Source organism: Cetobacterium somerae, from assembly GCF_022430525.1.
Taxonomy (GTDB): domain Bacteria; phylum Fusobacteriota; class Fusobacteriia; order Fusobacteriales; family Fusobacteriaceae; genus Cetobacterium_A.
Genome location: NZ_CP092520.1, coordinates 666,166 through 690,460, shown reverse-complemented (window position 1 = coordinate 690,460; position 24,295 = coordinate 666,166). Strand labels below are relative to the sequence as shown.

General features: G+C 26.2%; 33 protein-coding genes. 17 read left to right on the top strand and 16 right to left on the bottom strand.

Features of this window, described 5'->3' with window-relative positions; genetic code table 11:
• Nucleotides 1-271: 271 nt before the first annotated feature.
• The 7 genes from MKD34_RS12290 to MKD34_RS12260 form a co-directional block, all read right to left on the bottom strand.
• A complete protein-coding gene (locus tag MKD34_RS12290; RefSeq protein WP_240220788.1) occupies nucleotides 272-2,578 on the bottom strand; it encodes a hypothetical protein in 2,307 nt (768 codons plus the stop codon).
• 63 nt (nucleotides 2,579-2,641) lie between these two features.
• On the bottom strand, nucleotides 2,642-3,526 hold the full coding sequence (locus MKD34_RS12285) for an IS3 family transposase (protein ID WP_240219284.1): 885 nt from the start codon (nucleotides 3,524-3,526) through the stop codon (nucleotides 2,642-2,644).
• Entirely contained in the window at nucleotides 3,499-3,783 is a 285-nt protein-coding gene (locus MKD34_RS12280; protein ID WP_240219283.1) for a transposase, read from the bottom strand. The genes MKD34_RS12285 and MKD34_RS12280 overlap by 28 nt, the downstream gene beginning before the upstream one ends.
• Nucleotides 3,784-3,899: 116 nt before the next feature.
• Entirely contained in the window at nucleotides 3,900-4,061 is a 162-nt protein-coding gene (locus tag MKD34_RS12275; protein ID WP_240220786.1) for a hypothetical protein, read from the bottom strand.
• Between the two features lie 19 nt (nucleotides 4,062-4,080).
• Nucleotides 4,081-4,311 carry a hypothetical protein gene (locus MKD34_RS12270; protein WP_240220784.1) on the bottom strand — a complete coding sequence of 77 codons (231 nt, stop codon included), beginning with the start codon at nucleotides 4,309-4,311 and terminating at the stop codon, nucleotides 4,081-4,083.
• 2 nt (nucleotides 4,312-4,313) lie between these two features.
• Nucleotides 4,314-5,393, bottom strand: coding sequence for a replication initiator protein A (locus tag MKD34_RS12265; RefSeq protein ID WP_240220782.1), 1,080 nt, complete (start codon nucleotides 5,391-5,393; stop codon nucleotides 4,314-4,316).
• 162 nt (nucleotides 5,394-5,555) lie between these two features.
• Nucleotides 5,556-5,762, bottom strand: coding sequence for a helix-turn-helix domain-containing protein (locus MKD34_RS12260; RefSeq protein WP_240220774.1), 207 nt, complete (start codon nucleotides 5,760-5,762; stop codon nucleotides 5,556-5,558).
• A 145-nt stretch (nucleotides 5,763-5,907) separates the two neighbouring features.
• Between MKD34_RS12260 and MKD34_RS12255 the strand changes: the two genes are divergently transcribed.
• A complete protein-coding gene (locus tag MKD34_RS12255) occupies nucleotides 5,908-6,993 on the top strand; it encodes a TerB N-terminal domain-containing protein (protein ID WP_240220772.1) in 1,086 nt (361 codons plus the stop codon).
• Between the two features lie 163 nt (nucleotides 6,994-7,156).
• Here MKD34_RS12255 and MKD34_RS12250 read toward each other — a convergent pair whose 3' ends face one another.
• The 4 genes from MKD34_RS12250 to MKD34_RS12235 form a co-directional block, all read right to left on the bottom strand.
• Nucleotides 7,157-8,632 (bottom strand): Eco57I restriction-modification methylase domain-containing protein, encoded by a 1,476-nt coding sequence (locus tag MKD34_RS12250; protein WP_240220770.1) that lies wholly within the window; start codon nucleotides 8,630-8,632, stop codon nucleotides 7,157-7,159.
• A 63-nt stretch (nucleotides 8,633-8,695) separates the two neighbouring features.
• The gene (locus MKD34_RS12245) at nucleotides 8,696-9,307 is read right to left on the bottom strand and encodes a hypothetical protein (protein WP_240220768.1); all 612 of its coding nucleotides are present in this window, start codon (nucleotides 9,305-9,307) and stop codon (nucleotides 8,696-8,698) included.
• Nucleotides 9,297-10,358, bottom strand: coding sequence for a GmrSD restriction endonuclease domain-containing protein (locus tag MKD34_RS12240; protein WP_240220766.1), 1,062 nt, complete (start codon nucleotides 10,356-10,358; stop codon nucleotides 9,297-9,299). Before MKD34_RS12240 ends, MKD34_RS12245 begins: the two co-directional genes overlap by 11 nt.
• Before the next feature lie 15 nt (nucleotides 10,359-10,373).
• Nucleotides 10,374-11,084 (bottom strand): XRE family transcriptional regulator, encoded by a 711-nt coding sequence (locus MKD34_RS12235; RefSeq protein ID WP_240220764.1) that lies wholly within the window; start codon nucleotides 11,082-11,084, stop codon nucleotides 10,374-10,376.
• A gap of 190 nt (nucleotides 11,085-11,274) precedes the next feature.
• Between MKD34_RS12235 and MKD34_RS14105 the strand changes: the two genes are divergently transcribed.
• The 14 genes from MKD34_RS14105 (at nucleotide 11,275) to MKD34_RS12170 (ending at nucleotide 19,160) form a co-directional block, all read left to right on the top strand.
• A complete protein-coding gene (locus MKD34_RS14105) occupies nucleotides 11,275-11,397 on the top strand; it encodes a hypothetical protein (RefSeq protein WP_282441581.1) in 123 nt (40 codons plus the stop codon).
• Nucleotides 11,398-11,482: 85 nt separating this feature from the next.
• The gene (locus MKD34_RS12230) at nucleotides 11,483-11,716 is read left to right on the top strand and encodes a hypothetical protein (RefSeq protein ID WP_240220763.1); all 234 of its coding nucleotides are present in this window, start codon (nucleotides 11,483-11,485) and stop codon (nucleotides 11,714-11,716) included.
• Nucleotides 11,717-11,840: 124 nt separating this feature from the next.
• Complete coding sequence (locus MKD34_RS12225) at nucleotides 11,841-12,935, top strand: YqaJ viral recombinase family protein (RefSeq protein WP_240220761.1); 1,095 nt, start codon at nucleotides 11,841-11,843, stop codon at nucleotides 12,933-12,935.
• A gap of 18 nt (nucleotides 12,936-12,953) precedes the next feature.
• Nucleotides 12,954-13,955 carry a recombinase RecT gene (locus tag MKD34_RS12220; protein WP_240220759.1) on the top strand — a complete coding sequence of 334 codons (1,002 nt, stop codon included), beginning with the start codon at nucleotides 12,954-12,956 and terminating at the stop codon, nucleotides 13,953-13,955.
• A gap of 2 nt (nucleotides 13,956-13,957) precedes the next feature.
• Complete coding sequence (locus MKD34_RS12215; protein ID WP_240220757.1) at nucleotides 13,958-14,233, top strand: hypothetical protein; 276 nt, start codon at nucleotides 13,958-13,960, stop codon at nucleotides 14,231-14,233.
• Between the two features lie 253 nt (nucleotides 14,234-14,486).
• The gene (locus MKD34_RS12210; RefSeq protein ID WP_240220755.1) at nucleotides 14,487-14,753 is read left to right on the top strand and encodes a hypothetical protein; all 267 of its coding nucleotides are present in this window, start codon (nucleotides 14,487-14,489) and stop codon (nucleotides 14,751-14,753) included.
• A 12-nt stretch (nucleotides 14,754-14,765) separates the two neighbouring features.
• On the top strand, nucleotides 14,766-15,341 hold the full coding sequence (locus tag MKD34_RS12205; RefSeq protein ID WP_240220753.1) for a hypothetical protein: 576 nt from the start codon (nucleotides 14,766-14,768) through the stop codon (nucleotides 15,339-15,341).
• Nucleotides 15,341-15,544, top strand: a complete 204-nt coding sequence (locus MKD34_RS12200; RefSeq protein WP_240220751.1) for a hypothetical protein — start codon at nucleotides 15,341-15,343, stop codon at nucleotides 15,542-15,544. Before MKD34_RS12205 ends, MKD34_RS12200 begins: the two co-directional genes overlap by 1 nt.
• An 8-nt stretch (nucleotides 15,545-15,552) precedes the next feature.
• Nucleotides 15,553-15,738, top strand: coding sequence for a hypothetical protein (locus tag MKD34_RS12195; RefSeq protein WP_240220749.1), 186 nt, complete (start codon nucleotides 15,553-15,555; stop codon nucleotides 15,736-15,738).
• Nucleotides 15,739-15,751: 13 nt separating this feature from the next.
• Nucleotides 15,752-16,351 carry a hypothetical protein gene (locus MKD34_RS12190; protein ID WP_240220747.1) on the top strand — a complete coding sequence of 200 codons (600 nt, stop codon included), beginning with the start codon at nucleotides 15,752-15,754 and terminating at the stop codon, nucleotides 16,349-16,351.
• 84 nt (nucleotides 16,352-16,435) lie between these two features.
• Nucleotides 16,436-16,627: a helix-turn-helix domain-containing protein gene (locus tag MKD34_RS12185; protein ID WP_240220745.1), complete on the top strand. Its 192-nt coding sequence runs from the start codon at nucleotides 16,436-16,438 to the stop codon at nucleotides 16,625-16,627.
• Between the two features lie 77 nt (nucleotides 16,628-16,704).
• A complete protein-coding gene (locus tag MKD34_RS12180; RefSeq protein ID WP_240220743.1) occupies nucleotides 16,705-17,724 on the top strand; it encodes a site-specific integrase in 1,020 nt (339 codons plus the stop codon).
• A gap of 134 nt (nucleotides 17,725-17,858) precedes the next feature.
• A complete protein-coding gene (gene dinB / locus MKD34_RS12175) occupies nucleotides 17,859-18,914 on the top strand; it encodes a DNA polymerase IV (protein WP_240220741.1) in 1,056 nt (351 codons plus the stop codon).
• A gap of 78 nt (nucleotides 18,915-18,992) precedes the next feature.
• The gene (locus tag MKD34_RS12170; protein WP_240220740.1) at nucleotides 18,993-19,160 is read left to right on the top strand and encodes a hypothetical protein; all 168 of its coding nucleotides are present in this window, start codon (nucleotides 18,993-18,995) and stop codon (nucleotides 19,158-19,160) included.
• A 49-nt stretch (nucleotides 19,161-19,209) separates the two neighbouring features.
• Here the strand turns inward: MKD34_RS12170 and MKD34_RS12165 are convergent, their stop codons facing one another.
• The 3 genes from MKD34_RS12165 to MKD34_RS12155 all read right to left on the bottom strand — a co-directional run bounded on the left by MKD34_RS12165 (nucleotide 19,210) and on the right by MKD34_RS12155 (nucleotide 21,897).
• Nucleotides 19,210-19,803: an NAD(P)H-dependent oxidoreductase gene (locus tag MKD34_RS12165; RefSeq protein ID WP_240220738.1), complete on the bottom strand. Its 594-nt coding sequence runs from the start codon at nucleotides 19,801-19,803 to the stop codon at nucleotides 19,210-19,212.
• A 2-nt stretch (nucleotides 19,804-19,805) separates the two neighbouring features.
• Nucleotides 19,806-20,765 (bottom strand): BMP family lipoprotein, encoded by a 960-nt coding sequence (locus MKD34_RS12160; protein ID WP_240220736.1) that lies wholly within the window; start codon nucleotides 20,763-20,765, stop codon nucleotides 19,806-19,808.
• 106 nt (nucleotides 20,766-20,871) lie between these two features.
• The gene (locus MKD34_RS12155) at nucleotides 20,872-21,897 is read right to left on the bottom strand and encodes a FomA family porin-like outer membrane protein (RefSeq protein WP_240220734.1); all 1,026 of its coding nucleotides are present in this window, start codon (nucleotides 21,895-21,897) and stop codon (nucleotides 20,872-20,874) included.
• A 165-nt stretch (nucleotides 21,898-22,062) separates the two neighbouring features.
• On the opposite strand from MKD34_RS12155, the gene MKD34_RS12150 reads away from it, so the two are divergent.
• Nucleotides 22,063-22,686, top strand: a complete 624-nt coding sequence (locus MKD34_RS12150; RefSeq protein WP_240220732.1) for a DUF4136 domain-containing protein — start codon at nucleotides 22,063-22,065, stop codon at nucleotides 22,684-22,686.
• Between the two features lie 41 nt (nucleotides 22,687-22,727).
• Here MKD34_RS12150 and MKD34_RS12145 read toward each other — a convergent pair whose 3' ends face one another.
• The gene (locus MKD34_RS12145) at nucleotides 22,728-22,901 is read right to left on the bottom strand and encodes a (2Fe-2S)-binding protein (RefSeq protein ID WP_240220730.1); all 174 of its coding nucleotides are present in this window, start codon (nucleotides 22,899-22,901) and stop codon (nucleotides 22,728-22,730) included.
• 141 nt (nucleotides 22,902-23,042) lie between these two features.
• On the opposite strand from MKD34_RS12145, the gene MKD34_RS12140 reads away from it, so the two are divergent.
• Entirely contained in the window at nucleotides 23,043-23,588 is a 546-nt protein-coding gene (locus MKD34_RS12140) for a helix-turn-helix domain-containing protein (RefSeq protein WP_240220728.1), read from the top strand.
• Nucleotides 23,589-23,618: 30 nt separating this feature from the next.
• Here MKD34_RS12140 and MKD34_RS12135 read toward each other — a convergent pair whose 3' ends face one another.
• Nucleotides 23,619-24,239 (bottom strand): MarC family protein, encoded by a 621-nt coding sequence (locus MKD34_RS12135; protein ID WP_240220726.1) that lies wholly within the window; start codon nucleotides 24,237-24,239, stop codon nucleotides 23,619-23,621.
• Nucleotides 24,240-24,295 lie beyond the last annotated feature (56 nt).

Genomic DNA, 24,295 nt, shown 5'->3' with positions numbered 1-24,295 from the left:
TCCTAAATAAATTTGATTTTTCTAATTTTATATAGTAATTAAATATTATCTTACTTTTTCATATGTCTGGGATTTAGTGGGGAAAAAGCTTCTTAGAAGGTCGGGGACTAAGAAGCTTTTTTGTTTCCCAAATTTATCTACTGACATTTTTATTAAAAAAGTCAGTTATTTATATTTTTACAAAAAATAAAAGAGCTAAGATTTACTTCACAGTAAACCCTAACTCTTTATTAAGTCTTTGCATCATATTTAATTTTTATTCATTAGATTTTTAAGGCAATTCTGTTAATTTATAAACTTCTACATTATTTTCAAAACATATTTCTATATTTTTATAAATTTTTAATAAACTCGAACCTTTTAATCTTAATTTTTTATTTTCAATACTATCTTCTGGTATTAATTCTAATAATTTTTGATTATTACTCTCCTCAAGAGTTTCTATTTGAATATATGTACTTTCATTATTTTTATAATCTTCTGGTAAATATTCAAGAACAAATGCTATTGATTTCATTGATATCAATATTGGATTTTTTAATCCATTATAATTTTTTAATACATATATCTTTATTTTCTTATTTTTTACTAAATCAACCACTTTTGAATAATCATCCTTATGGACAAATAAGCACCAATATTTTTCAAAGTTAATTTTTTTATTAACTTCCATATACTTTAATTCAATAGCAATTTGTAAGTATGAATTTATTACAAAATATTCATCCAATAAGTTCATATATTGCTGTGCTATTCCAATATCTAAAACTATATCATTTTGAAATAAAACATTGTAACCTTTTGCTTTTTTTCTCCACTCATCTATTTTTTTATCCACTTTTATTACATTTTCTTCATTTTTACATAAATATTTAAAAAGGAATTGATAACAATTTGATTTATAAGTACTTAATTCTAAATAATAATTCTCTATCTTTTCTTTTGTTAATCTTATCTTACTTAATTTAATTGCTTTCCTTTCTTTAATTTTTTCTTCTAAATTAAGAAGTTGTTTTTCTATCTTTTTAAAATTATTCTCTTTAGCAATCCATTCTATTTTATCATAATATTCTAAAATGAACTCTTCTGTCAGATCATCCATATTCTCATTCAAAAACTTCATAATCATAACTTTTAAGTCTAATTTTTTATCCTCATAATCACAATATCCCAATATATTTGGTTCTGTGAAATCAAACTTATAAATATCAAATTTCTGTTCATACTTTTTATTTTCTATAAATATATCTTGTAAAATTTTAATATCTACATAAGTAAATCTTTCTTCTAAGTTTTCATCCCAATTTTCCTTATTATTATTTTTCAATAAATACAATAATAGCATATTCACGTATACATCAATTTTATCGCAATTTAAATCATCTAATAATTTTTGAAAATATACTTTGATAATGGTATAATCTTTTTCTCTATCCTTTTTAATTATCTCATTAATTAAATTTATAAGTGAACTATAAACCACAATTTTCTGTTCTTGGTTAATATTATTTAAATACAAATATCCCGACAAAAATCCAAATTCTAATTCAGCATTTTCCTTTAATAATACATATTTGTATCTTTCTAATAAAAAATTATAGTATATTTTAGCATACTCTAAGTTTCTTTCTAAAAAATACTCAGCTAATTGTATAGTTGTAGTTTCTAATTCTTTATAAAATTCATCATTAGGTTTTTTCAAAAGATGCTTATACATTAAATAAACAAATTCAATACTTTCTTCCTGTTCACTTTTTTCAACATCTTTAATAGCTGTTTTTTCAATTTTTGAAAAAAACACATTCTCTTCACCAACTTGTGGTTCTTGATCTTGTAACACATTTTGACTTTCTTCTTTTGGAGATACATCATTTTTTTTTAAACTTCTCGGTTCTAAGAATCCATTTTTTAATAATTTTATATAAATTCTTAAACCTTCTTGATATCCTATATAATTTTCTTCTCTTAAAGCTAACATAATATTTTGCTTCAACTCATAATATAAATCTTTCAATCCTAACTTTTCGTTATTCTCTCTAAATTTATATATAATATTTCTAAATTCATTAACAAATCTAGTTGGACTAGTTACAAAAAATACCAAATCTATTATTTTATATAACTCATAAAACGTTAATAATAATAGTGATAAAATAAGTAAATTTGAAATTTTAAATAAATATAGCAATAAAATTATTAGTGTTAAATATAATATTGTTCCTTTCCCTATTAAATAAATTACTACATATTTTTTAAACGAATTTTCTATTCCCATACAATAAATATAAATAGCTAATAGGAACGAAACTATACCTAAATATACGTATAATACTCTGTCACTATTTAAGTATTTTTCAATTTCTTTTATTAAAATATTATTTTCTAAAATATTTAATTCTTTTTCTATAAAATTTTGAAAAAAAAATAGACTTAATATTAAAAAAATAAAATATATTTTTTCTTGATTTTCAAATAATTTTTTTATTTTATATTTTATATTTAACTCTCTTTTAAAAATACCCAAAATAATGATATTTAATAAAATTATTATAAAGATTCCTAAAAAATTTTCTTTCATATAACCTCCTCCTAATAGGAAATTATATGGTGGGCTCTTTTGTCAAACAGTTTCTCTTAAAACCTAAGCAATTTTTTTGTACTCAAAAGTTGATAATTCAAAAGCTTCATTTGGAGTAGAATATCCTAAAGAACTATGTCCTCTTTCTGAGTTGTAAAAATTTAAATATGATTGGATTCCTTTGTATAATTCCAGTGTTGTTTTATGCTCGTAAAGATATAAATAATCATATTTAATTGTTCTCCAAAATCTTTCTATCCAGACATTGTCTAAACAACGGCCTTTTCCATCCATACTTAATAAAGCGCCTGATGAAAGCACTGTTTCGATAAACTCATTACTTGTATATTGACTACCTTGATCCGTATTTAATATTTCTGGTGAACCATAAGTTTTTACTGCTTCTTTGTAACAATTAATGCAGAAATCTTTAGACATACTGTTTGACAATTCCCAAGTTAGTATTTTACGACTATAAACATCAATTATTGCAGTTAAATACATAAAACCTGTTGGTGTTTTTAAATACGTAATATCAGTTGACCATACTGCATTAGGCTTTTCAATCTTTAGATTTCTCAAAAGGTAAGGGAATTTCTGCGCTCCAGCTTTAGGTTTACTTAAATTTCTTTTAGGTGCAATTCCTTTAAGGTTTAGCTGCCTCATGAGTCTTCTAATGACTGATCTTTTTACAGGTATTCCAGCTCTATTCAAAGCTGCAGTAATACGTCTAGAACCCGCTGAAGGATCTAGACTGTATTGTTCCTTTATTTTTTCTTTTAATTGAACCTGAATATCAACTTTAGGCCTAGGAGCGTAATAGTATGAGCTTCGACTAGCGCCAAATATTCTACATTGTTCTGAGATGCTAAAATAAAGGTTTTCTTCGATTAAAGAAACTGGATTACCTAATAAATCAGCTATCTCTCGAGCTTTTTTTTTAACCAATCGTTCTCAGAGCTAAGTTTACCAATTTTAGCATAAAGCTCATGTTGTTGCTCTTCAAGAAGTTCAATCTTTTTAGAGCTAGACATATCTTTAGAAAAAACAGAGATACCCGCCGATTTAAACTCATCTACCCAACGAGATATTTGAGAAGGTGCAATATGATGTTCTGAAGCGATTTCTTGAAGAGTTTTTCTTTCTTTAAGTGCTTCCAAAACAACTGCAAATTTAAATTCTGGTGAATATGATTTTCTAGCCACAACCTCATCCTCCTAGTTTATTTTATGATATATTATACCTCAAAATTTTGCTTAAGGTAAGAGGGAAGCTGTCTTAAATCGTTAACCCATTATATTATACTATATAAAAATATTTTTTAAAACTGAATTTTATGACTTTCTCCACATTTACAAACTATTCTAAATTCTTTTCCTTTCAAGGATATTTTTTTAGATTTTGGATTTATATTTATTTCTCCATCATCACTTCTACTAGCTATAAATTTATTACATTTTTTACAAATATATTTATTCTTCATAAATACTACTCCTTTTTAACTAAAATAAACTTTGTTGTTTGTATTTAATTTTTAAATCATTTGCTACAAGATTATATTTACCTCGATAAAACTCTTTTTCTGAAATACCTATCTTTTCTGCGAGTTCTTTATTGGATAAATTAAAATTAACATAAACCAAAGTTTCCAATTTCTTAAATCTCTGCTTTATTTTACTTTGAGATTTTTTATAAGTAATTCCACTTTTTCTTAGTCTCTTAGTTTTCTCCATAACTAAGCTCCTTTTTCCAATAAATAATACTTTTCTAAAATTTCAAACTTAGTTTTAGTTCTTGCCATAATTTTAGCAACAGTTGGTCCATATTGTTCTACAGCTAATTGATATGCTTCATCATCAATTTTTTTCTTTTCTGTATCACTTAAAACTTGATATATCCCTTGCAATCTATCAATCTTAGATGTATATTCCTCTTTAGCTTCCTTAGCTTCTATTGTGCTGTCTATAGCTTCAGAATTAAACTTATGTCCTCTTGCTGTAGGTGTAGTACTGATATTCTTTTCAGTTGAATATGTTATATCTTTCAATGTCCAATTCTCTTCTAAAGCCTTGTAGATAAAGCCAATTCCTTTTTGAGATTTAGTTGCATAATTAACAACCTCTTTGATTCTTTCAAGAGGTAGACCTATATTTTCAACTAAGAACATGATATTTTTACAAGTTGGTATATCTTTTACGTTCTCAAGCAAATATTTTTTAATCTCTTTTATATTTTTTTCAAAAGAACTACTACTAGCTTTTTCAGGTTGGTTAGTATCTTGGTCTTTATAATTTATATTATCTTGGTTAGTAGTAGTTATTATTAAATTATTATTAATAAAGTTATTATTATTAGCCTCTACAAATTGTGTAATCTCACTAACACACTTTGTAGAATCTGACTCACACAAATTGTGTAATTCTGCTTTTTCTTCTAAGTTAGATTCTACAATTTGTGTAATCTCACTTTCTTCTTTTTCAGAATAGATATTTAGATAATAAAGATTAGAATCTCTATATTTACGTTTAACTTGTAATAATCCTAATTCATATAATTTATCAAGATCTCTTTTTATCTGATTATTTGATTTTACTTTTCTATCTTCTCTCATTGAATCCCAAGAGTATATAATAAAAACTTCTCCTTCTTCATCTATCCAATTGTTCTTTGAAGATAGTCTTGTTCTATCATACATAAGCATATAAAGACAGTATGCTCCTGGAGTAATTTTCCCCTCAAGTAATAAGTTAAATAACCATTTAGGTGTTTGATAAAAATTTATATTTTCTAAATCTTCTTTTTTTATTGCTCTCATTTTGTTACCTCCTGATGAAAGGCCTGCCAAGAACCTTCCATTCTTATTTTTATATTTAATTGCTACCCTCAACCCTTAGGTTCTTGGCTATGGGTTAAGAGTATCAATTAAACGCCTACATTAAGTAGGCATTCCCATAACCTTTGAAAGGTTATGGATTATCTAAAAAAAATTTTTAGGGTTTAAACCTAAAATTTTTGCTATTTTTATTGTATTTTTATAACTTATTTTATTTTTCTTCATTCTTGAAAAAATCATACTTATATTAGCTCTTGTCATTCCTAAAGTATTGGCTATATCTGATTGATTTATTTTTTGTTTTTTCATTTCATTTTTTAAATGCTCGTATATTCTTTCTCCATTTTCCATAAATATCACCTCCTAAAAATTATATAACTATTTTTTAGTTATGTAAATATTTTTTTTAACTTTTTTGACATTTTATTATTTTTGATATAGTATTTTATATATATAATAAAAATTTTTAAATATTTTTTACTTAGGAGGCAATCTTGTGTTTAATTTTATTAAAAAATTTTTCGCTTCAAATAGCATTAAAAACTATGATGAAAATGAAAGAATAAAAAAAGAATTATCTTTAAAACCAATTGAAAGCACTTTAATACCAAAAAACATTAAAAAGTCTACTGATAATGAAGCTAGTATTCCTTACAGTTCATCTAATATTTTTTCTATTTCTGAAAATTTTAATATACCTAAGCATATTATATCTCTTTTATGGTTTGAAGATGGACCTTTTAAAAATTTTTTTTATAATAATGAAGAAAAATTTAATTTTACATATGAAGATTTAGAAATAACTATCACTTCTAGCTTTGGTCCAGAAGAACCTAGTCTTATTTCTGTATTTTCTTCTATTAATATCACATCTTCAGTAACTCCATTAAATGAAATTGGATATTTTCCTAGTTATCACTCTCTTACACCTGAAGAAAAAGGAATTTATTTAAAATGGCTAACAAATCCTTTAAAAAATAGTGAAATTTGTATAGGGTACGTTTTTATTTTTTATTATGGTCTTGAACGATTCTTATTTTTAGAGAATAGAACTGATGCTTTTGATATGATAATTGAGTTAAGAAAAGTATACGATAACTCATCTTTTCAAAACTATAGCTTAAATTCCTTGCTTTCTTATGCTTTTGCTACAAAATCAAAAAATCTAATTGAAAAAATTATTCATACTTTTCCAAATGAAACTTATTATTATACTAAATTTAAAATTTGGAACAAGCTCCCTTTAAATAGTGACGATATAATTTCTTTAGCTTCAAAAGTTGGTTTTACAAATAAAAGGTATATTAAGCAAGAATATCTTCTTTTTAGAGAAACTTTAGAAAATATTTTAGTTAATAAATTTAGTGACAATTTTTTTACATTATCTACTTATGATACCATTAATGTTGAATCAAAAAATATTATTTTTACTGCAAATTATTCTTTAAGAGATTTAAAATTTGAAGTTCCTGATTTATTGGAAAATAATTCACTTAAGTTAGATTTATATAATCTATTACTTGAAACTCATGAAAATACTAAAGCTCTACTAAAAGAAAAAAGAATGAGAATAAAAAAATAATTTGTTATAATATAAAAAAGTATTCTTAATAAGAGGGCACTGAAAAACCTTAAAATCATCGAAAAATTAAAATTTTAAATCAAAAAGAACCCTTATGAATCAAGGGTTCTTAAAAAATTTAAATTCAATTTTAATTAAAAAATTACTTTTTCGATGACTCATATTAGAATCTTTTTTCCAATAGCTCATTTTTAACTATATCTGTACATAACTTTACAGTTAAATCTAATTTGCTATATTTTTCTCCAATTCTCTTTATTGTACTTAATGGTGGGAATTTCATTGATTCTAACTCATATACATTTAAAGTATGGCTACTATTTATCATTCTATAATAAGTATCAAATTGCTCCGAATTTATTATACAAAAAATTCCTACTGCCTCCTCCATACTTAAATTATCATTAATATTTGTAAAATATGAAAGATTATTATCAATTCCCAATTTATCACATTCTAAATTTTTTAAATATAAAACTGGCATTATTATTTTTTTGTTTTTCTTTTCTATATTTTTTCTTAAAATAACATAATTGCTATTTTTTACCAAAATAGATTGATTCTTGATATTATTCTTTAATGTTATTGCTCTATTTTTATTTTTTTCCTGTATTTGTCTATAATTTATTTTTCCTTCATTAATATGACGGTATACTAGTAGTGGAACTTCATTTTCAATTTCATTAAACTCTTCCTCTATTAAAGAATTTTCTCTATCATGGACACGAAACTGTACAACTTTTCCTACTCTCATAAATAATTCATTACCAATACTCTTGTCTTTAATATTATTAAATAGTTCAATAACTTTTACGTCTTCTAAATTTCTTGGCGTCATTATTATAAATTTATCAGCATCTAATATCAACTTATTCATATTTAATACTATTTTTTCATTACCATTATACGATACAATCACATCGTCTTTTTTTATATTTTCTATATGCGAAATACATACTTCTTGTATAATTTCTCCCCCAAAAATTTGACTTCTTTCATTGAAAGTATGCAATTTTGTTATTGAAAATTTTTTTAAAATAAATTCTCTTAATTTTTCAGTATACTTTCCAGAAAGATAGTTTTTCGGAGATACTAATATATACTTTCCTTTTTTTTCTAATAGTTTTAATGATTTCCCTATAAACAAATGGTATAAATTTGGTTGTCCATTTATTAAAAAAGTTAAATCTTGTTCTACTAAATCTTTATTGGTCTTTTTATATGGAGGATTTGATATTATATAGTTATATTTTCTTTCAATATTTACTTTTAAAAAATCCATATCATAAAGATTTATTTTTATTTTTATTTTTGCTAAAGCAGCTATATCATTAATTATTTTCTTAGTTATATTTAATGCTTCGTAATCAATATCGTATGCATCAATTTCTATTATTTTTATTTTTTTTGAATCTAATAATCTTTCTAATAATTTTATTAAAAGTATCCCACAACCACATGCTGGATCTAGTATCTTTACTCTTTCTAAATTTTGGATTTCTAAATCTTCTAACATTTTATCAACTATATTTATTGGTGTAAAGTATTGAGAGTTTTCTTTTATAAAATCCATATTTTTATTTTCAAAAAAATTATCAATTAATTCAAAATAAGTTTGTAATATCTTCGAAAAATCCATAAAAAAATTCTCCTTCGTTCAATTTTCATATCTTTATATTATACACCAATTTTTAACTAATGTCTATAGATGTTCTGAATACATCATTATTTTCATAGCTATGTAAATATTAATTAAAAAATCTAAATACTTACCTCTATATAAATAATATAGTGTTTTTATATCTTTATAATCTCCATGAACAACTCTCGTTCTTGTATCTTTATAATCATCTTGCAATTGTTCCTGTAAACCTAAAAAAGTTAATCTTCTTTTCAATAATATTTTATCAATAACTTTTTTAGTTTCTTCACTTTGCTTTAAAAATTCAAATAAATTTGAAATATCCTTTAAAGATTTATGATCATTTTTAAAATCACTACTCATTCTTTCAGTTTTTATCCCGTTTATAAAAACATCAATATCTTTTATAGAAAGATTATTTAATTTTTTACCATTTCTATATTTAAGCAAAAATATTTTTTTAGAAAGTTTTCTTAAATCTTGATTATAGTTTTTTAAAATATCCTCTAATATTAATAGAGAAAATTTTTCATACAAAGAATTTGCAGCAACATAAGAAGTAAGTATTACTAATCCTTTCTCTGTTTCTGACTTATGCTGATTTTCCATTGTTTCTTTTGAATATTTTATCAAAAACTTTAAATCATTAATAACTTTTTTTTTATCTAACATTTCTATAATCCTTTGCATATTTCATAGCCATTCTCATTCTGTTAAGAGCACTTGGGTTATTTACTCCTATCTCTGTTTGCCATTCACTGTATTTTTTAGATAAAATTTCTTTTATTTCTTCATCTTCTACTTTTCCATCTTCTGAAAGAATATAAAGACTTGATATAATTTCAAAGTATGCATTTATAAAAGCCCCTTGAGGTTTTTCATCCTTTGTATATTTAAATTGACATTTTCCACAATCATTTATAAATTTAGAAAATTGAATAAATCCTTCTTCTAACTCCTCACTATCTAAAGATAATGAAAATTTATTTAAAGCTTCTGAAAAATTTGCTGCATCATTATCTTGATATTGATTTTTTAATAAATTGCTTAATAATAGAAATTCTAAAAATAATTCCATATCTTTTCTTTCTATAAAATCTTGTGCACTCAAAAAAGTAAAATCTAATCTTTTTATTTGTTTTTCTATATGTTCATAGACTGCCGGAGCTGATTCATATAATGTTGCATTTCTTATCTCTTGAGCTGAAAGAACTGTTGAAGAGGAATTTAGTCTTCTAAAAATTTCATATTTATTTTCAATATCACTTTTATTATCTAAAACAGTTACTTGTAATGTTTGTGTTTCTAATATAAAATCTAAATTTGATTTCTTAAAATCTTCCCACGTTTTATCTTCTAGTGTTCTAAAAATACTAGTTCTTTTTAATTTTTTTAATTTTTCCTTTCTTGGAAAACTTTCTTCTAACACACCTATAAATTCATAAATTGTTGCTAATCTCTGTAGCCCATCAATAACTTCCCAAAATCCATGAACAGTGTCTCTGTACATAAAAATAGGTGGTATCGGATATCCTAAAAGTAACGATTCTATAAAATTACTTTTTTGCTCGTTTGTCCAACGATAATGCCTTTGATAAGCAGGATTAATTACTATTCTTTTTTGTTCTTGACTATACCTTGTTACTAGTTCACCGATAGATATACTAAAATTATTAGTAGATATATTTTTTATTTTTTCTTGCCATTCTTGATATAAATCCATAATTTCCTCCTTATTTTATAAATTTCCCTCGTAAACAAATTTTATTGCTCTTCCTAATAATTTTACATTTTCTAACTCTTTACCAGCTATATAAACATCATCATAATCTGTATTTACACTTTTTAATATCATTACTTGAGCCTCCTCTTTTATAAGAATTCTTTTTACAAAAGTTTCTTCTCCAACTTTAACAACATATATCTTATTTGCAATATATTCAGTTTGATGTGGATCTACTATAACGAATGACCCATCTTGAATTAATGGTTCCATTGAATTTCCTGCTACTTCAATTAAATAACAATCTTGACAAAAATTACCTCTTCTAATTAATCTTGTATATAGCGTATCCTCAAAATTAATATATCCATTCCCTGCAGAAGCTTTTGCTTTTACAGGCATTTCAATAAAGTCTTCTTCACTTAATGGTTTTAAATTTGATTGTATTACTTTTTTTTGGTTATTTTTTTCCAAAAAAATTAACTTCTCTTGTATATCAATCGGCAAACGTCTAAACTTTTCATACTCTTCTATTGCTATTTTTTCATCATTTGTAAATAAAAACTCATTATATATATTCTGTAAATAATCTTTACTTGGTCTTTTAGTGTTATTCTCTATTGCTGTTACATATGGTTGAGAAACATTCAAATTCTCAGCTAATCTTGAAGCTGAAAGGCCTTTTTCTTCTCTTTTATTTTTTAAGATTTCTCCTGTTGTTAACATTTCTCCATTCCTCCATGCTTTTTGATTAATTATACTATAAAACGAAAGATATGTTAAAAGAAATTTTAACAAAATGTTAAAATAATTATTGACATAACCAAAAAATAGTTATATTATATAACTGAAATTAAGTTATTAATATTTTTTAATATCTGTTATAACTTTTTTTTAGTTATAACAAGGAGGGTATATGATTATTAAAAATTTAAAAAATGGATTATGGAAATTTGAAATTAATGGAATTATATTGATTGGAACTTATAACGAATGTTTAGCAAGACTTGAAGTTTATGCAAGGATGTGGGGGATTTAATGAAAGTAATAGCTGAATTAACAATAATTGGATTGATGGTACTTACTGTTGAAGTAATAATAATGAGAATTATGTAGGAGGAAATATGTTAGGAGTAGAGCTTTTAGAATTAGAAACAAACTTATTAATCAAAGATTTAAAACTTTTAAAAAAAGATAATGACATTATGTGTGAATGTGGAGAACATAAGGCCAAATGGATACTTATAGATGAATTTATGAAAGGCTGGCACATGAACTTATGTGATGATTGCTTACTAGAAATGAGAGAAGAATATAAAAGAGAAGGCACAAAATACAATGTGAGCCTTATAAAATAGGCTCACTAACCTTTAGGTTTTAATTACATACTCAATCAAATAAGATATACCCCCGACTATCTTATATAATCCCCCGATGAAAATTGAGTATGTAATCAAGACTTAAAAAACGGAGGTTTTACTCATGAATGAGAAATTAACAGTAAAAGAATTAAAAGAACAATTAAAAACTTTAGGTGCTAAAGGATATAGTAAGTTGAAAAAAGCTGAACTTATATCTCTTTTAGAAGAATTATCACCAAAATTACATGATTCAGAAGTGTTATTCACTGGAGAATGTAGTGGAGAAGGTGAATGGTTAAATCATAGAAGAATAGGAGCTACTGACGTTTCTATACTAATGGTTGATTACGCTTGGAGAAATGGTTTTATCGATAGACCTGATAATTATAATAGTCCATTACTTATGTATTTAGAAAGAAAAGGACAATATAAAAGAGAGTTTAGCTTTGAAAGTATGGTTGCTATGAACTTTGGACATTATGCTGAAGATTTCATAATTAATAATCTTCCAGATCTTTTTAAAAGAGAATTTAACCTTGATGTTCAAGAGGTTAGAAAAGGAAATCAAGTAGTAGCTAATCCTCAATATCCTTTATGGACTTGTACTCCTGATAGTTGGGTTAAGATTAATAACGAATGGTATCCAGTTGAATTAAAAACAGGAAATAGTTATCAAGCATATGATTGGTCTAAAGATGAAGTGCCTAATAAATACTATGCACAAGTACAACAGCAACTTGCAGTACTGAATAAAACTAAAGGCTTTCTAGTTGGTTTTATAGATAATAGATTTACTAAAGTTTATGAAATAGATGTTGATAGTAAGTTAATTGAAAAAGCTTATGAATTATCTATAGAGTTTCAAAATTGCTTAGATACAAATACAGAACCTAAATCAAATGGTTGTAAAGCTGAATGTAGCTTCTTTAAAGAAGAGTTTAAAGGCTTTAGCAATAAACTAGAAACTACACCAATAATTGAAATTAATAAATTCCAAGACTATACATCTTTAAAAGATACTTCTAAAGAACTTTCTAAGGAATTAAAAGAAGTTGAACAAGATATGACACCTTTTGTGGCTGAAATTCAAAAGAAAATGTTAGAACTACAAACTGAAGAGTTAATTATAAATAATGAATATATTGCAACTTGGAAGATAGATAAAAGAGGTTCTAAAAGATTTAATATCAAAGAATTACCAAAATATGTAGCTTAATTAAGGGAGGATTAAAAAATGGCAAGAGTTAAAAATGATTTAGTTGGTAGTAACAGCAATAGTTTAAGTACAGGTATTAATGGAACAGGAATTCCTGCTTTAAAATCTCTACTTGCTACTGAGGCAATAAGAAAACAAATGAAAAGTTTGCTAGGAGATAAGGCAGGACACTTTATGATGGCTATTGTTGGAGTAGTAGAAGGAACTCCACAACTTCAAGATTGTGAACCTCAATCTATTATCAATTCAGCAATAGCAAGTGCAACACTAGATTTACCGATAGAAAAGAATTTAGGTTATGCTTATATAGTTCCTTATAAAGATAAAGCTCAATTTCAAATGGGTTATAAAGGTTATATCCAACTAGCTTTAAGAAGTGGACAATATAAATATATTAACTCTATTGAGATAAAAGAAGGTGAATTAGAAAATTATAACCTACTTACTGGTGAATTTAATTTTAAATTTATTGAGGATATAAACCAAAGATTAGAAGCTAAAACAATCGGTTATGCCTCTTATATAGAATTTACAAATGGATTTAGAAATACTTTATATATGACTAAAGAACAAATTGAAAACCATGCTGAGAAGTATAGTCAATCTTATGGAACTGATTTAAAAAAAGGTTATAGTAGTTCAAATTGGAGTAAAAACTTTGATTCAATGGCTTTAAAAACAGTTTTAAAACTTAATTTAAGTAAATTTGGTGCTTTATCAGTAAGTGTTCAAAAGGCTTTACAAATTGATGGTTCTTCTATTAAAAGTATATCTGAAGAGGGAACTATTAATATTGAATACGTTGATAATACTAATGAAGAAAATAAAATTATAGGAAATGTTGAACTTGCAACAAATGAAGAAAAATTAGAACTCCTTAGACAATCCGATTTAATTAAATTTAATATAAATAAAAAGGCTAGTGAATTAAAAATTGATTTTGATACTCTTACTAAAAAAGATTTAAGGATTCTTGAAAACATAATTGATGTCGAAACTGATAAGAGAATGGAGGATTAACAATGATTAAAGAACTAGTTATTATAGATGTTAATTCTACAAATATAGAGAAAATTTTAAATAAATTAACAGAAAATCCTAGAATTAAATGGACCTGTGGTGGCCAAAAGCCTAATACATGGAATCCATATATTAAAACTTCTATGGTTAAAGAACATCAAACTATTGAGCTTAACTACAATATTCAAGGTGAATTATCCTGGAATGATAAAGATGCACATCTTTTAAAAAAGGTTTTAGCTGTTACAACTGCTAGTGAATTTCTAAAAAGTGAATAAAAATAAAAAGCTCCCATGCAACTAAGTACATAGGAGCAACACAGTATATAAATACAGTGCCTGAGAACCTTATTATATACTGTGTACTCCTAAAAATCAAGTGGGAATTTTAGGAGGTTACATTATTAAAGATATCAAAATACCCAATATAAAAGTTACTGTTCCTGATATTAAAGTAGAGAAGGAAGAAGATATAAAAGTACAAGTACCAAAAATTATAATTAAAGAAAATAATGAAAGTGAGGATAAATAAATGCTTAGTTTAAGTGAAGATAAATTCTTTGAAAAAACAATAAGAATAGCTTATTTTGAAAGGATAAAAAAGTTGGAAAAGGAACTTTTAAAAGCTAGAAAAAAAGCTGAAGGTTGGAGTGAAAAAACAATGGAACTCATTCCAAGAAGAGGTATTCGTGGAGGTAGAGCAACTACTAATGAAGCTAAATGTCAGATTGCTTGGAAAGAAGTCAGAGAGATAGAAAAACAAATTAATATATTAAATCAAGAGTTAAAGAGATCATAGGAGGATTACTAAATGGAGTTTATTGAATTATTTAAAGTTAGAGCTAAAAAGATAAGAGAAAAACTTAGTACTGAGTTTGTTTATTTAATGAGTACCTTAGGTATTAATTATAACTATAGAATAAAAGAGTTATTCCAATGTTTGAAAATGCTTGAGTTAAAGTTAATAGACGCTGAAAAGTATTGGTATAGCAGCAAGACTAAATTAAAAACTGATTTAATACTTTTACTTGAAGCTACAAGCTCATTGGTTAGGTATTCAGGTTGGAAACCTTGTTCTGAAGTTGAGAAAGGTTTTAATTTAACACTAAATGCCTTTTATGTAAGTCGTAATTATGAAATAGAGCATGATAAGAAATTTAAAGATATTGCTGAGAACTATAGAGTATTAAAAACTTTAATTGAATACTATAAACAATATTGTAAATTTGTAGCTATCATTTTAAATTTAAATACAGAGATAGATTATATCATTGATTATACAGAAACCTATTTTAAAGAGATTATAGAGTTTATTAAAAAGAAAGAAAATTCATATAAAAAGTATGTTGGAATAAATTTAAAAAATTGGAAGAGCATGGAGGGATAATGAAACTACTCTTTCATGATTATAAAGAAAAGAAATTTTTAAAGTCTGATTTTATATTAATTATAAACGAATGTCTAGTCTATAAAGATGATAAAAATGAAATAAAAGTAAACCTTTTAAAACAATTCAAATACATTTTTATAGACTTTCATAAAATTCATGATAATAGAAATTTAATAGAAAAAATTTTTAAGAAATATTAAGAGGTGAAATGATGGAAAAATTTCCAAATAATAAATATTGGCTAAATCAAATAATCAAAAGACTAGGAATTAATAGAGAAGTAAAAAATTACCAGATTAGATATAAATTTATAAAGAATACTAAAAAATTAAAATATCTTGTAGTTAAAGTTAAATTTATTGGTTTTAGCGTTAAAATGAAAATATATAATTAAGCTAGGGGAAAATATGACTACAAAAGAACTTGAATATGCTATCAATAAACACTATTTTAATTCGGCAAAAATAATAACAACAAAACTTTCTAGAAATAGTGGAGTAGTTAGCCATGAATGTGATGTAGTTGTTGTTACTAACTCATATTATTTAATAGAGTTTGAATTGAAAATTAGCAAATCAGATTTAAAAAAAGATTTTCAAAAGAAGCATTCTCATGAGTGTGATAATATAAAAAAAACTTTCTATGTAATACCAGAAAAATTAGAAGATTGTATAGAATTAATTCCAGAAAGATTCGGAATAATAATAGTTAATAAAAAAATACAAATAGATAAAAGTGGTAAGATTCCATTAGAAAAAACTTACTATCCTTTAAGAATCATTAGAGAAGCACAAACTAATAAAAAAGCTAAAAAGATAACAAATGACAATTTTATAAAAATATGTACTTTAGCTTCAATGAGATATTGGACAACTAAAGAAAACGAACTTAAAAGAGATAAATTAATAATTTGGCAAAAAGCTAAAATATGCGATAACTGTCAAAATAGATTTTCACTTATATGTAGAAATTGTGATAACTTCAACAATTGGGAAGATAAAGAATGAACAAACCTTAAACAATTAGGGAACAAAATTTAAAAATATATGAATAATAAATCAACTAAAGATAATAAATAAGGAGAAATAACTATGGAAGTAAAATGCTTAGTATACACTGTTAATGAAGTGAGCATAATGTTAAATGTCTCAATATCTACAGCTTATAGAAAGATTAAAGAAATTAATCATATGGCAATTAGAAAAGGGATCCATAAAGAATGTATCTCATCTGGAAAAGTTAGTAAAAAATTATTTCACGAAGTCTATCCAAATTGTGATTGATAAATTTAATTAAAGAGGGTATCATATTATTGTGAAATATCCCTCTTTTTTATTTTAATAAATTAGGAGGAAATTATATGAAAAATTCAAATGGAAGTGGTTCTATTTGTAAATTAAAGGGAAAAAGAAGGAAACCATGGTATGTTAGAGCTACAATAGAGTTTTCTAGTGATGGTAAACAAATTAGAAAATCTATAGGTACATTTGCTACGAAGAGAGAAGCTCAAGAAGCTTTATATAACTACAATAAAAACCCATTACTATATAGTAAGAAAACTTTTAAAAATATTTTAGATTTATGGTGGAGTGCATACACTAAAAAAGTTACACAAAAAACAACTATAAGTACACATATTTATAGAATGAGAGCTTTTGAACCATTACATGATAGAATCATAGCAGATATAAGATTGTTTGAATTGCAAGAGTTATTTGATAATATGACAACTTCTTGGAGTTTTAAAAATGGATGTAAAAGTGTTCTTAATATGATATTTGATTTTGCTTTAAAAAACGAATTTATTGATTCCAATAGAGTTAGCTTTATTGAGATTGGGAAAAAGGAAAAAGTTATTGAAAGAAGAGTATTTACAAAAAAAGAAATCGAGACTTTGTGGGAAAATCTCGATTCTAAATACTGCTATATAATTTTAATTCTCATCTACACTGGAATGAGAATAGGTGAACTTCTCAATTTAAAAAATGAAGATATCGACCTGCATAACTCATGTCTTACTATAAGAGAAAGTAAAACAGATGCTGGTGTTAGAATTATACCAATTTCTTCAAAGATTTTCAATTTATTTGTTACCAATATGGTAAAAGATCAAGAGTACTTTTTAAAAGGAGAAACTACTAATCAATTAAGTTATTCTACTTTTAAACCTCGATTTCAGAAGCTGCTAAAATCATTAAATATTGAACCTCATACAATTCATGATACTCGACATACTTTTGCAACTTTACTAAACAATGCTAACGCAAATCAAAGTGCTATAACTAAATTAATTGGTCACTCAGACTTTTCTATTACAGAAAATGTCTATACTCATAAAGACACTGAAGAGCTAAGAAAAGCTATTGATTTACTATGCTGATTTTGTCACCAATTTGTCACCAAAATAAAAAAAATTATGATAAAATTGATAAATAATGACAATTATGATAAATGTATAAACTGCAGAAAACCCTTGATTATACTAAGAATTCAATAAAATAAGGAGGTGCCTAAATGAAGAAATTAATATGCCACTACGATATGGACGCTTTTTACGCTTCTATTGAGATTAGGGATAATCCAAAGTATAAAGATAAGCCCATTGTTGTTGCTGGAGGCGTTGTTACAACTGCTAGCTATCCTGCTCGTAAGTTTGGTATCCACTCTGCCATGAATACCTTAGATGCCAAAAGATTATGCCCTAAACTTATTGTCCTCCCTGTAAATAAAGATAAATATGCTTACGAATCTAAAATTATCCACGAACTTGTTTTAAAAATTACTCATAAGGTAGAATTCATAGCTCTTGATGAAGGATTTATCGATATAACTGATATTATTCCAAGATTTCAATCAAAAGAAAGTTTTGCTACACTTTTTAGAAAAAGAATCTATGAAATTACAGGACTTACCTGTTCTGTAGGAATTGGTCCTAATAAATTAACTGCTAAAATTGCTTCTGATATAAATAAACCTGGAGGACAACATATTTTTAATAATGAAGAGGAATTTATTGAGTTTATAAAAGAAAAAAACATTAGAAAACTTCCTGGTGTTGGAAAACAGTTTGAAAAAATTTTAAATAAAAATAATATTCACTTTGTTAAAGATATTTACCCATTCTCATTAAAAGAACTTGTTGCAAAATATGGAAGTTCTCGTGGAGGAATGCTTTATACCTATAGTCGTGGAATTGATCATCGTGAAGTTGAATTTAATAGAGCTATCCACTCTATTGGAAATGAAAATACATTTAGAATTCCTCTTGATTCAGAAGAGGAAATCAGTAGAGAAGTTGATGCTCTTTTCCAATGGTCATACAATAGACTTCAAAGAAAAAACCTTCTCACTAAAACCGTCTCTTTAAAAGTTCGTTTTAAAAATAGAGAAACTATAACTCGTTCTAAAACTCGATTTATTCCAAGTGATGATAAAGATATTTTAAAGGGAATGCTTGACGAAATTTTAAACTCTTTAGATTTAGTAAACAATATAAAACTTCTCGGTGTTTCCTTCTCTAATTTAGAAAATCCTTCAAGTAGACAACTTGTTTTTGAAAAACTTTATTAATTTTCTTTCAGAAAAAAAGAAGTTTCTTTTAATTATAGTATATTATGGTAATTCGAATATTAAAGGAGGCCAAAAATTATGAAAAAAGTTGTTTTAGCAAGTATTTTCTTTAGTTTATTCTTCGTTGGATGCTCTAGTTCTGAACCTCAGCCAGAGCCTGTAGTTGAAGAAGTTGTAGTTGTAGAGCCTGTAGTAGTTGGAAAAGAAGTTATTGTAGCCCCTGTTTTAGACAAACAAAGTTATTAGTAAAAGGAAATAAACTATGAAAAAAGGCCACTCTAAAAGTGACCTTTTTTTATAAGTCTATAAAACTACTCTCTTTATTCTCTTTTTTTAAACGTTCTAAAAATTTTCTATGATTTATATCTTCATTATTAATATGTTTTATATACTTTCTTGTTGATTCAACTATATCATCATCAGACAATCTAGGGATATCAAAAAGGGCAAAATATGGTAAATAAACCATTTGAATTGCATTTGCTGTCGCTTCTAATGGTCTCAATAACTCAGTTATTGTAAAGTTATTATAACTTCCACCCATATATGAGTACTCTGGTGCTCCTACAGAAAGAGCAACTAAAAACTCTTTTCCTTTTAAAGCATCTCCTCTTGGTCCATAAGCCCATCCAAACTGAAGTACTTTATCAAAATACTCTCTCATTAAAGCCGGCATGCTGTACCAATAAAAAGGAAATTGGAAAACAACCCTTTCAGCTTTTTCTAAAAATTTTTTTTCTTTTTCTATATCAATTTTTTTAATATCTTCATAAATCTCGTCTAAAAACCTAACTGTTATATTACTTTCTTTTTTTAAATTTTCTATCCAAACTTTATTAACCCTAGATTCTTTTATATTTGGATGCGTTGCTATTACAAGTATCTCCATTATTAGTTCACCTTTATTTTTCCAGATATTATATCCTCTTTTAACTTTTCAACAAATTTTATATTCTCACTTCCTATAACTTCTTTTGTGTATTTAAAATCTGTTGTTCCTATACCATTTTCTTTTAATCCAAAGTTATAAACTTGTCCTTTGAACTCTCCGTTAACAGTATCTTCAATCACTTTATAAATTGCATTATTTACATTTTTTAACATAGATGTTAAAATCTGCCCCTTTACTATATCATCTTGATCACAGTCTACACCAATACCATAAATCCCCTTTTCTTTTACTCCTTCTAAAATTCCTATTCCTGTATTTCCTGATGCATGATATATCACATCTATACCTTGATTTGCTAAAGAATATGCATGTTCTTTTCCTTTTAATGGATCACTAAACGGTGCATCTCCTCCTACATATGTTGTTATAACTTCTATATCAGGATTTACATATTTAGCTCCTTGTTCGTAACCTGATTTAAATCTATTTATTAGTGGTATATCTAAAGCCCCTATAAAACCAACTTTTCCTGTCTTACTCATTTTAGCTGCTATTGCTCCAACTAAAAATGATCCCTCACTTTCATCAAAAACTAATGATGCTATATTGGCTCCCTCTTTAGCTCTTGTATCAACTATTGCATACTTTGTATTTGGAAACTTTGTACTTATATCTTCCATTGCATCTTGAGCTGTATAAGATGTCGCAATTATTAAATCAAATCCATTTTGTGAGTACTCTTCTAAAAAGTAAGCATCTTCCATCCAAGAGTTTGGCTCTACATATTTCACTTCAATATCAAAATCTTTTTGTGCTTTTAATAGCCCTGCATAAGCAGAATCATTAAAAGATTTATCACCTAGTCCTCCCATTGCTAAAATTAATCCAACCTTTAAAGGCGCTGCTAAAATTGTTGCAGATAAAAGTAAAAACATAACAATACTATTAATCTTTTTCATTAAAAACCTCCCCAATTTTATATTTTTTATTATATATCAAAATAAAAAAAAGAGCTATCTCTTTTGAGAGATGATAGCTCTTTAACTATTAAAAACTATATTAAATTTAGAAATCGTATGTTACACTAACTCCACCTTGTGGCTGTAATTTCCAATCTTTCTCTGTATTTCCCCAAACTTGGTTTGAGTACTTAACTTGTGCAAAAACAGAGAACGATAAATCATCAGTATAATTATAAGTTACTTCTAATTGAGGTAATGCAAATACTGAATAAGTATCTTTATAATTTCCACTATCTACTGCAGGTCCTAACCACTCATACATTTGGTTTCCTACAATGAACGGATCCCATGCAGCACTTCTGTTAGATGAAATATATGGGTCAAATCCTCCAGTAAAGTTAAATGTTAATGATGTTTGATCATTAAATTTGTACAGCTCTTTTGAGTAACCTAACCAAGCTAAAATCATAAAATAGTTTGCTGTATCATAGCTCTGATTACTATTTCCTATTTCAAAACTTCCATTATACCACTCTCTAAATGCATATGCATTAAATGTAAATGTAAAATCAGCTGGTAATTGCCAATTTGTTAATAAACTTAAGATACCAGTATTAACATGACCTGATGGCCCTTTTGTACTCCATCCATAGATATACATTGGTGATATTGCAAATTGTGTTGCCTGAACATATTGTCCTTTTGGTATATACTCAGAAAAATCAAATGCTGTTTGAGCTAATACATAAGTTTGATTAGTTCCATTAAATTCGGCTTCATTTTCTACCATTAAAGATGATGTCCATTTAATTTTTGAATTCTCTATCATACCATGGTCATAACTCAATGTAGCTTTTGGTCCACTAAAGTTATTATTTTGCTGATTTTCTCCACCATTATAATCATACATATTCCAAACTCTATCCCACTGTAGAGCTATATTCCAATCTTTTGCAAAATTATAGTTTAAAACAGCTGATGGATGTGAAGATTCAGTTTTATACTTTCCTGCATTTCCATAAAAAGTTTGAGTAAATCCTAAACTTCCATTAGGTGTAAACTCCTCTGCATAAGATGCCCCTGCAATAAGCAACGATCCTATAAGTGTTTTTAAAAATAAATTTTTCATAACTTACCTCCCATAATAAAGCTTATGTTTTTCATTTTCAGCTTAAATATACAAATAATCATTTATTTTTCCTTTTAAAAAGTTTATTTATTTTACTTTTTAGAAGGAATTAAGAATAATTTTCGAATAGAAAATATAATTATTCCTTATAGGAGGTTTAAATCTATGATAAAAAAAATTTCTATTTTATTTTCTTTTTTACTACTTCTGCTTCAAGGGTGTAGTGCACTCGATAGTCGAGTTGTAGCTGTTGACTCATATTCAACTATGCAAGCTTATGGTGGTACATATTATCTTTCTACAAATACTCCTGGGCTTCAATTACAACAACAATCATTTGAAGTTATTTTACAAAATATGTTACAAGCTAAAGGTTATACTAGAACCTTTAATCAAAAAAATGCCTTATATAATATAGTTTATAACTATAAAATTAAAGGTCCGTACACATCAATTGAGTCATATCCTGCTCCTGTAAATCCATGGTGGAATGGTCCATATGGAGGAATCTATAATGGATTCTATGGAGATATGTGGATGAATTCTATTAGCGCTTCTACGTACTTTGTAAAAAGACTAGAACTTTCAGCATTTACTAAAAACAATAATGCTGTTTGGCAAGTTGTTGGAAGTTTAAAAAGTGACAATAGTGATCCTAGAAGTAGTTTCCCTTATTTAGTATCTGCTATTTCAAACTATGTTAATGCTAATTCAAACCAAGTGGTTTATCTTAATGTTGAAGAAAATTCTCAAACAGGTCAATATACTGCAACTCCATCAATATGGTAAATAAAAAAGAGCTCTATCATTAATCATGATAGAGCTTATTTTTATTTTTTCTCTTCTATTATTGCTTCTATTCTATCTAGACATCTTCCGCAACCTGAACCTGCTCCTGTTGTATCTATTACTTCTACTAATGTAGTAGCTCCATTTTCTATTGCAGCTAAAACTTTTCCTAAAGTAACACCTTTGCAGTAACATATCATTGTATTTTCAGACATTTTTAACCTCCAACTTCTTTTTTTAAATTATACTATATTTGTGTAGTATTTGCAATATTTTTATTTAGTCTAATTTTTGCAAATAAAGTTAAAATAAGTTATACTTTAATATAGCAAATTATATTTAGGAGATATTTAAAAATGAACGAAATCAATCTAGGATTAAAAATAAAAAAATTTAGAACAGACCAAAAGTTAAGTTTAAAAGAGTTAGCAGAGATGATCAACTCCACATCTGCTCTTTTAAGTCAAATTGAAAAAGGGGTTACAAATCCATCTATCAATACATTAAAAGGTCTATCTAAAGCCCTAAATATACCTCTTTATAAATTTTTTTTAGAAGAAACTTTAAAAAAAGTACATATAGTTAGAGCTCAAGATAGAAAAATTATAAAACCCTCTAAAAGTGAGGGAGTTTCTTATGAAATTTTAAGTCCTGAGCCACAAACTCAAGTAGAGTTTATGATTTTAAATTTAGAACCTTACTCATCTTCCAAAGAAAAAGAAATTGGACATGAAGGTCAAGAAGTTGCATTTGTGCTAGAAGGAGAAGTAAAGCTCAACTTAGACAACGAATCTTATGTTCTCTTTCAAGGAGATAGTATTAAAATTGAAAAATTTGTTAAACATAGTTGGGAAAACTTTACATCTAAAAATACAAAAGTTATCTTTGCAGTTACAATTTAAAAATAAATAGGAGAGTTACCTCTCCTATTTTTATCCTAAAAATATTCCTTTTATTCCATTTGAAATTAACTTTACTCCAGCAGACATTATAAAAATTTGCATAACTCTCGAAAGTACAAATAAAACAACCTCTCCTAAAACTTTGTCTAACCAATCTGAAATACTAAATAAGAATTTCATTATTAAAAAAGTTACCGCAACAGCACCTACAGATATAATCAATCCAGCTTCTTTATGAATAATCATTACAGTTGATATCGTTCCAGGTCCTACAAGCATGGGAAAAGTTAGAGGCGTTATTGCATAACGTATCGCATCTTTTTCAGACATTACACTTCCTGAGCTCTCTTTAGATACTCCAAGACCTAAAAGATTTCTAAAAGCAACAACAACTAATATCATTCCACCTGCTACCCTTAACTCATTCATCCCTATTTTATATAGGTAATTCATGAAAAAGTCTCCTGCAACTATAAATCCTGTTACTATTCCAAATCCAGAAACAACTATAGCATTATACATTTTTTTCCGTATTTCAGGATTTTGATCCTTTGTTAATGTCATAAATAAAGGTACATTTCCAAATGGATTTAAAATTCCAATAATCGTAAGAACATATGTCATTATGTCTATGACAAATTCTTTTCCCATACTTATTAATCTCCTCTTTAATTTATTTATACACTATAATATATAAATAAATTAAT

Bases quoted from the DNA above. Each gene is read 5' to 3' on its own strand.
- MKD34_RS12290 (WP_240220788.1), bottom strand. From the start codon at position 2,578: ATGAAAGAAAATTTTTTAGGAATCTTTATAATAATTTTATTAAATATC.
- MKD34_RS12275 (WP_240220786.1), bottom strand. From the start codon at position 4,061: ATGAAGAATAAATATATTTGTAAAAAATGTAATAAATTTATAGCTAGT.
- MKD34_RS12270 (WP_240220784.1), bottom strand. From the start codon at position 4,311: ATGGAGAAAACTAAGAGACTAAGAAAAAGTGGAATTACTTATAAAAAA.
- MKD34_RS12265 (WP_240220782.1), bottom strand. From the start codon at position 5,393: ATGAGAGCAATAAAAAAAGAAGATTTAGAAAATATAAATTTTTATCAA.
- MKD34_RS12260 (WP_240220774.1), bottom strand. From the start codon at position 5,762: ATGGAAAATGGAGAAAGAATATACGAGCATTTAAAAAATGAAATGAAA.
- MKD34_RS12250 (WP_240220770.1), bottom strand. From the start codon at position 8,632: ATGGATTTTTCGAAGATATTACAAACTTATTTTGAATTAATTGATAAT.
- MKD34_RS12245 (WP_240220768.1), bottom strand. From the start codon at position 9,307: ATGTTAGATAAAAAAAAAGTTATTAATGATTTAAAGTTTTTGATAAAA.
- MKD34_RS12240 (WP_240220766.1), bottom strand. From the start codon at position 10,358: ATGGATTTATATCAAGAATGGCAAGAAAAAATAAAAAATATATCTACT.
- MKD34_RS12235 (WP_240220764.1), bottom strand. From the start codon at position 11,084: ATGTTAACAACAGGAGAAATCTTAAAAAATAAAAGAGAAGAAAAAGGC.
- MKD34_RS14105 (WP_282441581.1), top strand. From the start codon at position 11,275: ATGATTATTAAAAATTTAAAAAATGGATTATGGAAATTTGAAATTAAT.
- MKD34_RS12230 (WP_240220763.1), top strand. From the start codon at position 11,483: ATGTTAGGAGTAGAGCTTTTAGAATTAGAAACAAACTTATTAATCAAA.
- MKD34_RS12225 (WP_240220761.1), top strand. From the start codon at position 11,841: ATGAATGAGAAATTAACAGTAAAAGAATTAAAAGAACAATTAAAAACT.
- MKD34_RS12220 (WP_240220759.1), top strand. From the start codon at position 12,954: ATGGCAAGAGTTAAAAATGATTTAGTTGGTAGTAACAGCAATAGTTTA.
- MKD34_RS12215 (WP_240220757.1), top strand. From the start codon at position 13,958: ATGATTAAAGAACTAGTTATTATAGATGTTAATTCTACAAATATAGAG.
- MKD34_RS12210 (WP_240220755.1), top strand. From the start codon at position 14,487: ATGCTTAGTTTAAGTGAAGATAAATTCTTTGAAAAAACAATAAGAATA.
- MKD34_RS12205 (WP_240220753.1), top strand. From the start codon at position 14,766: ATGGAGTTTATTGAATTATTTAAAGTTAGAGCTAAAAAGATAAGAGAA.
- MKD34_RS12200 (WP_240220751.1), top strand. From the start codon at position 15,341: ATGAAACTACTCTTTCATGATTATAAAGAAAAGAAATTTTTAAAGTCT.
- MKD34_RS12195 (WP_240220749.1), top strand. From the start codon at position 15,553: ATGATGGAAAAATTTCCAAATAATAAATATTGGCTAAATCAAATAATC.
- MKD34_RS12190 (WP_240220747.1), top strand. From the start codon at position 15,752: ATGACTACAAAAGAACTTGAATATGCTATCAATAAACACTATTTTAAT.
- MKD34_RS12185 (WP_240220745.1), top strand. From the start codon at position 16,436: ATGGAAGTAAAATGCTTAGTATACACTGTTAATGAAGTGAGCATAATG.
- MKD34_RS12180 (WP_240220743.1), top strand. From the start codon at position 16,705: ATGAAAAATTCAAATGGAAGTGGTTCTATTTGTAAATTAAAGGGAAAA.
- dinB (WP_240220741.1), top strand. From the start codon at position 17,859: ATGAAGAAATTAATATGCCACTACGATATGGACGCTTTTTACGCTTCT.
- MKD34_RS12170 (WP_240220740.1), top strand. From the start codon at position 18,993: ATGAAAAAAGTTGTTTTAGCAAGTATTTTCTTTAGTTTATTCTTCGTT.
- MKD34_RS12165 (WP_240220738.1), bottom strand. From the start codon at position 19,803: ATGGAGATACTTGTAATAGCAACGCATCCAAATATAAAAGAATCTAGG.
- MKD34_RS12160 (WP_240220736.1), bottom strand. From the start codon at position 20,765: ATGAAAAAGATTAATAGTATTGTTATGTTTTTACTTTTATCTGCAACA.
- MKD34_RS12155 (WP_240220734.1), bottom strand. From the start codon at position 21,897: ATGAAAAATTTATTTTTAAAAACACTTATAGGATCGTTGCTTATTGCA.
- MKD34_RS12150 (WP_240220732.1), top strand. From the start codon at position 22,063: ATGATAAAAAAAATTTCTATTTTATTTTCTTTTTTACTACTTCTGCTT.
- MKD34_RS12145 (WP_240220730.1), bottom strand. From the start codon at position 22,901: ATGTCTGAAAATACAATGATATGTTACTGCAAAGGTGTTACTTTAGGA.
- MKD34_RS12140 (WP_240220728.1), top strand. From the start codon at position 23,043: ATGAACGAAATCAATCTAGGATTAAAAATAAAAAAATTTAGAACAGAC.
- MKD34_RS12135 (WP_240220726.1), bottom strand. From the start codon at position 24,239: ATGGGAAAAGAATTTGTCATAGACATAATGACATATGTTCTTACGATT.